This window comes from Clostridium sp. AF50-3 (assembly GCF_003477445.1).
GTDB classification, from domain to species: Bacteria; Bacillota; Clostridia; order Lachnospirales; family Lachnospiraceae; genus Otoolea; species Otoolea fessa.
Genome location: NZ_QUDH01000001.1, coordinates 459,651 through 465,650 on the forward strand (window position 1 = coordinate 459,651; position 6,000 = coordinate 465,650).

7 protein-coding genes are annotated in these 6,000 nt (G+C 44.7%); all 7 read left to right on the plus strand.

The genetic code is table 11. The features are described from left to right. Positions 1-4 precede the first annotated feature (4 nt). The 7 genes from DW085_RS02335 (at position 5) to DW085_RS20125 (ending at position 5,970) form a co-directional block, all read left to right on the plus strand. Positions 5-325: a DUF4406 domain-containing protein gene (locus tag DW085_RS02335; RefSeq protein WP_118491131.1), complete on the plus strand. Its 321-nt coding sequence runs from the start codon at positions 5-7 to the stop codon at positions 323-325. A 3-nt stretch (positions 326-328) separates the two neighbouring features. Then, positions 329-856, plus strand: a complete 528-nt coding sequence (locus DW085_RS02340) for a hypothetical protein (protein WP_118491133.1) — start codon at positions 329-331, stop codon at positions 854-856. Beyond that, positions 856-1,593 (plus strand): hypothetical protein, encoded by a 738-nt coding sequence (locus DW085_RS02345; protein ID WP_118491135.1) that lies wholly within the window; start codon positions 856-858, stop codon positions 1,591-1,593. The genes DW085_RS02340 and DW085_RS02345 overlap by 1 nt, the downstream gene beginning before the upstream one ends. Before the next feature lie 15 nt (positions 1,594-1,608). Next, on the plus strand, positions 1,609-3,210 hold the full coding sequence (locus tag DW085_RS02350; protein WP_182430736.1) for a phosphate ABC transporter substrate-binding/OmpA family protein: 1,602 nt from the start codon (positions 1,609-1,611) through the stop codon (positions 3,208-3,210). A 156-nt stretch (positions 3,211-3,366) separates the two neighbouring features. Next, positions 3,367-3,780, plus strand: coding sequence for a hypothetical protein (locus tag DW085_RS02355; protein ID WP_118491139.1), 414 nt, complete (start codon positions 3,367-3,369; stop codon positions 3,778-3,780). Between the two features lies 1 nt (position 3,781). Then, positions 3,782-5,833 carry a hypothetical protein gene (locus DW085_RS02360; protein WP_118491141.1) on the plus strand — a complete coding sequence of 684 codons (2,052 nt, stop codon included), beginning with the start codon at positions 3,782-3,784 and terminating at the stop codon, positions 5,831-5,833. An 11-nt stretch (positions 5,834-5,844) separates the two neighbouring features. Next, a complete protein-coding gene (locus DW085_RS20125) occupies positions 5,845-5,970 on the plus strand; it encodes a hypothetical protein (protein WP_284525696.1) in 126 nt (41 codons plus the stop codon). Positions 5,971-6,000 lie beyond the last annotated feature (30 nt).

Consider the following 6,000-nt stretch of genomic DNA (forward strand, 5'->3'; position numbering starts at 1 on the left):
ACAAATGAAAGCAATGTTGTCACAGCCGATGAACGGTAAGACAGAAGAGGAAATTGTTGCTACCAGAGAAAAAGCAATTAAGGCATTGGAAACGCAGGGGTACGAACTGGTCGATACTTATTTCAATGACGAGTGGAGTCGGAAAGAAAATATGGAGGCAGAAGGAGTTGTACAGATTCCTGTCCGTTTTCTGGCAAAGTCGCTGGAAAAAATGTCTTTATGCGATGCGGTTTATTTTTGCAAAGGCTGGGAGCAGGCGCGTGGTTGTCGAATTGAGCATGAGGTAGCCGTAGCATATGGACTTAATGTGATTTGTGAGGAGTAGGACATGGGTTTATTAAAGAAGCTTCACTTAGTAGAAGAAATTCCGGGAGAACCGGTAGATGATTATGTTCCGGCAGATGAGTATGAGGATATTCCGGTTGAGACCGATGGCGTGCAGGCGGAGAGCTTCGTACAAGATGTCTATGAAAAGAATGATTTATCCGATCAGACCAGGTCAATTTTCAAGGTCGAAGAGTTGATTAATTCGTTTCCAAAGGAGATGCCAGCCGTGACAAAAAAGGCAAGTGTGCTGGCAACATTGGGGGTGTTCGCGCTAACGTTGGATGAAGTCGAAGAGGATGCCAAGAAGCGTTGCGATGTTCTGGATGCGGCTTTTACTGCAATCAAAAATGAAAAAGAAGCAGAGATCGCAGAAAATGAAACTGCTATCGAGGCACGCAAACAAGAAATTGAAGAGCTGGAAAATAAAAATGCGGCTTTGAAAGGCGAAATCAGCGCAGCGAATAATCAGACATCGGCTGAAATTGCTCGGATTGATGCTTTATGGAAGTTTGTAGGAGGAAATGAGTAATGGAATTATCGAAGATTCTGCCAGTCGTGGTAATTGTCGTTGTGGCTCTGGTACTAATCCTGTTTCCAGAAGCGAGAGCACTGCTCAAAGGATTTACGCGACTGTTTATTAAAGATATGGCGCAGACGCCGGACGGCGCGGAAGCTATTTACACTGAAAAGATCGATCAGGTGCAGGATTCCTATTCCCGCGCTGAAAATGCATTGAGAATTGCTTCTGGCAAGCTGAGTAACGCAAAGAGGGATATGGCGGCAAAGAAAGAACGGTTAAAAAAGGTTGAAACCGACTGCGAAAATCTGGTTAAGTCAGGAAAGATCAAAGAGGCGGAAATCAAGTCGGATGAGCGAGAGGAGATTGTCGCTGATATTGAGCGCTTGAATGGATTGATCCAGGTATATCAGAAGGCAGAAGTAACCGCACAGGAAGCATTTGATATGTGTGAGAAGAACCTGCGAAAGCTGAAAAGGGAAAAGAATGATGTGGTTGAGAATATGCGCGTCAAAACGGAAATGCAGAAAGTTTATGATGATTTGGATGACCTGAAAGCTGTGACCGGCGTGGATAAAGCGCTTGGTTATGTTCGGGACAAGAACAAGGATCTGGATGCGGCTGTTGAGGGTGCGCGTGTGGTTCATAATAATAAGATGTCTACGAAGATTCAGAGAGCCGAAGCTGAAGCCAGAAAGGCAAATAGTAACGATTATCTCGAATCTTTAAAGAAAAAATATAACAAATGATAAGGAGAAATGAAGATGAGTGCAAAAAGGTTTAAGCTGACAAAAACTGCCAAGGTCCTTCTGATGCTATTGTTTGTCGCGATTATCGGCGGCGGCATTTTCGCCGGAATCAAAACGGGCGTCATCAAAACGAAGACGGCGGCAACCAAAACAGAGAGCATGTCGCAGAAGAAGGGTGATGCGGCGGTGCCGGATGAAGATGGCAATGTAATCAATACTGACAAGACAGACGAGAAAACCATTAATTTGTCACTGGATGAATGGGTGGGCTGGAAGCCGATCATTGACAGTAATGGGGGATTATCAACACAGCCAGGTTCCATCTACGATGAGCTTGGCATCAAGGTAAACATCAGTATTATTAACGACGCGACGCAGTCCAGCAACGCACTGATCAGTGGAAATCTGGATGCTGCGGGTTACACGATTAACAGAACGGCGTTCCTGTCCAAGAAGTTCCAGGACGCAGGCAAGAATGTTATTATGCCATATATCAGCAACTTCTCCAACGGCGGCGACGGTATCATCGCAAAGTCCAGCATCAATTCAGTAAACGATTTAGTCGGCGCAAAAATCGGCGTGCCGCAGTTCTCCGAAGCGCATTCACTGGTTGTATGGTTTGTAAACCAGTCCGACTTATCGCAGGAAGACAAGGATTCTATTATCAATAATTTGGTATTCTTCGCAACACCGGATGAAGCGGCAAAGGCGTTTTTCGCAGGTCAGATCGACGTCGCAGCAACATGGGAGCCGTATTTAACCCAGGCACAGAATATGTCCGATGCTCACATCCTGTTCAGCACAGCAAGTTCTTCCAGTTTAATCATGGATGGAATCCTGTTCGATGCAGATTTCGCACAGAAATATCCGGAAACCGTGTCCGCTTTTATCGAGGGCGCACTGAAAGCGGCAGACCAGTACGATGCAAATACGACTACTATTAAGAAGGTAATGCCAATGTTTGCGACCGCTTCTGATGACGACATCAAAGCAAACTGTGAATCCGCCAAACTAGCTACATATGCCGATAACATCAATCTGCTTAATGGAACCGCAAAGACAATTTTCTCTGATATGTGCGGCGTTTGGGAGTCTATTGGAGAAACCGTAAACCACGATCTTCTCAACACTGTTTTCGACGACATCTATGTAAAGAGTCTGGCGGGAAAATTTGACGAGCAGGCAGTCACAAAGACGGATGCAAATGTCACGATCACCGAGGAGAATAAGCAGGAAGCATTAGACGCGACCGCACTCTTACAGAAATCTGCGACGGTAAACTTTATTATCAACACGGCAAAATTTACTGATTCTGCCGAGGCAACACAGAAACTTGACGACTTCATCAGCATTGCAAAGGTTCTGGATGGAACCATCATTGAAATCGCCGGAAACACCGACCCGAATCCGTATTCTGACCCGACCGATGCGGCAAACCAGATGCTTTCCCAGCAGAGAGCTGAAACGGTTAAGCAGTATTTTATCCTGAACGGAATCTCGGCAGATAGAATCATCGCGGTTGGAAATGGCTCCAGCAAGCCGATGGTTGCAAATGATACGGAAGAGCATAAAGCGATGAATCGCCGTACTGACGTTTCTTTCAAATGTATCGAATAAAAAGGAGAAGTATATAGTGATAGCGATGAATTTTTTCGTATTCCTGGGAATTGGCGTGGCGGCATTCGTCGCGGGATATTTCTACGGAAAACGAAACTAAGATTAAATGGGCGGTTGTAGACCTCGCCGCCCTTTTAACAGAAAGGATGAATGAAGATGGCATTAAGTAATTTCAAAAAACTGGCAACGACAACTCTGGATGGAAAAGAATATATGTTTGCCATTTATGAAGATGGAGTTGAGTATGCGCCGGGTGATACGGTTATGGTTTCGGGTGCAACTAGGGAAATTACAATCGAACGAATTATTTCGGTTGAGGAACTTGAACCGAATGTAAAGATCAGAGCCGAGGTCATCGCAAAAATTGAGAAGAGTGCTCTGGCGGCTTATAAGCATCGTGAAGAAAATAGAAGAGAATTACAGTCGCTTAATTCAAAGATTAATAATATGATTACTTGTATGCGTAGGGAAGACCCGGATTATGAGTATTATGCGGCGAAAAATCCAGATTTAGCAATTCTTCTGGCAAGAAAGAATTATCTGGACACAGTGATGAAAGCGGGGAAATGATATGAGATTCGAAGAATTTAGCAAGGCACTGAACGAACATCTGGAGAAGATGATGAGAAACGATCGGGGGTTGTTTCAGGTTGCGGTTGATAAAGACGAGATGTATAACAAGTACCTCGACAGCTATCCGCTTGAAAGCAACAAAATCTATAGAACCCGCCGGGAGTTTGATTGCTCCTGTTGCCACAGTTTTGTTAAGCGCATGGGTAATGTGGTTGCGCTGATTGACGGAAAGGTAGTTACAATCTGGGGCTTTCATACCGGAGACGATGTATACCAGCCGATGCTTGATGCTATGGATGCCTATATCAAGGGAAAGACCATCAGCGACGTATTCTTTAGTGGCGACGAAATGATTGGAACGCCGGTCAGCCGCGAACAGCTTGAAGATGGAACTATCGTAAAATGGAACCATATGGCGGTAAAGCTGCCGAAACGATACGTGATTGATAAAAGGTTTAATTCTGTTGAGGCGGAGCAGGGCATTCGTCGCGATACTAGAAATGTGTTTAAGCGTTCTCTGGAAGAAATCAGCATTGATGCGACGGAAACAGTTCTGGAGCTGATCGGTTCCAACTCCCTGTACCGTGGCGAGGAATGGCTGGGAATCTTACAGAAATTCTTAAAGTATCAGAAAGAATATGTTGGTCTTGATGCGACGAACAAAGAATTATACACATGGATGAATGCTTCGGTAGCGGGCATGAGTATCGGTAGAATCAGAAATCATAGTATTGGCACGTTGCTTGTAAATATCAGCGAAGGAATGGATCTGGATGAAGCAGTAAGAAAGTATGAGCAGATCGTTGCGCCGACAAATTACAAGCGCCCAAAAGCAATTTTTACAAAGAAAATGCTGGAAGACGCGAAGAAAGAGATTGAAAAGCTTGGATATATGGATTCTCTGGCTCGTCGGTTTGCGCGCTTAGATGATATTACGGTAAACAATATCCTGTTTGCGAACCGTGATGCGGCGAAGAAGATGGGAGGCGGCGATATTTTTGCGGAAATGGCAGGAGACGTCGCAGTGAATCCGAAGAGATTTTCGAAGGTTGAAGAGATCGGCATCGACAAGTTTGTAAGCGATGTTCTGCCGGGAGCAAGAGAGGTCGAGGTTCTTCTGGAAAATCGTCATTCTGGCAATCTGGTTTCTCTAATCGCGCCGGAAAATGTTGATGCGCCATCAATGTTTAAATGGAATAATGGTTTTTCATGGGCGTACAGTGGAAACATCGCAGATAGCATGAAGCAGCGAGTTAAAGCGGCGGGCGGTAAGATTGATGGAGACCTCAGATTTTCAATTCAGTGGAATGAAGATGGAAAAGACGACTGCGATTTAGATGCTCACTGCGAAGAAGTGGCGACCAACACAGAGATCTATTACGGCAGTTATCGGGGACGAAAAGGTATTTCTCCTTGTGGCGGCAACCTGGACGTTGACATTATACATCCAGGAAAAGATATCGCAGTGGAGAATATCGTATATGCCGACAAGACCAAGATGAAGCCTGGACAGTACGCGTTTTTCGTACATCAGTTCAGTGGCTCGGCTAAGAGTGGATTCCGTGCTGAAATCGAGTTTGGTGGAAATGTCTATTCTTACGATTATAGTAACCGAATGCGAACTAACGAATATGTTCAGGTAGCTATCGTTTCTGTTGATAAAGATTGTAACCTGTCGATCACCCATCTCTTAAAAGAATCTGCTTCCGGTCGCGAAGTATGGGGACTCAAGACAAATCAGTTTGTTCCGGCATCGGTTATTATGATGTCTCCGAACTATTGGGACGAGCAGAAGGGAATCGGCAATCGCCATTTCTTCTTTATGCTGAAAGGCTGCATCAATCCGGAGAATCCGAATGGTATGTTCAATGAGTATTTAAAGGAAGAGCTTCTGAAACATAAGAGAGTATTTGAGGCGCTGGGTGTCAAGACGGCGGTCAAAGATGATCTGGAACAGTTATCTGGCATCGGCTTCTCTGCGACAAAGCATGATAACGTTATCGTCAAAGTAAAAGGTAACACAGAGAGAACCATGAAAGTGATTTTTTAAGGAGGAGAAAGATGAATAAAGAAAAGAATATTTTTGAGATGGCTGCAAGATGTAAATACCGTTTCCCGTATCGCGGTAACATTTCGGTAGAAGATTTATGGGATCTGCCGGTCAAGGCGCTGGACGGAATTTTTTAAAAACTCTGAATGCCGAGGTTAAGCAGTCGC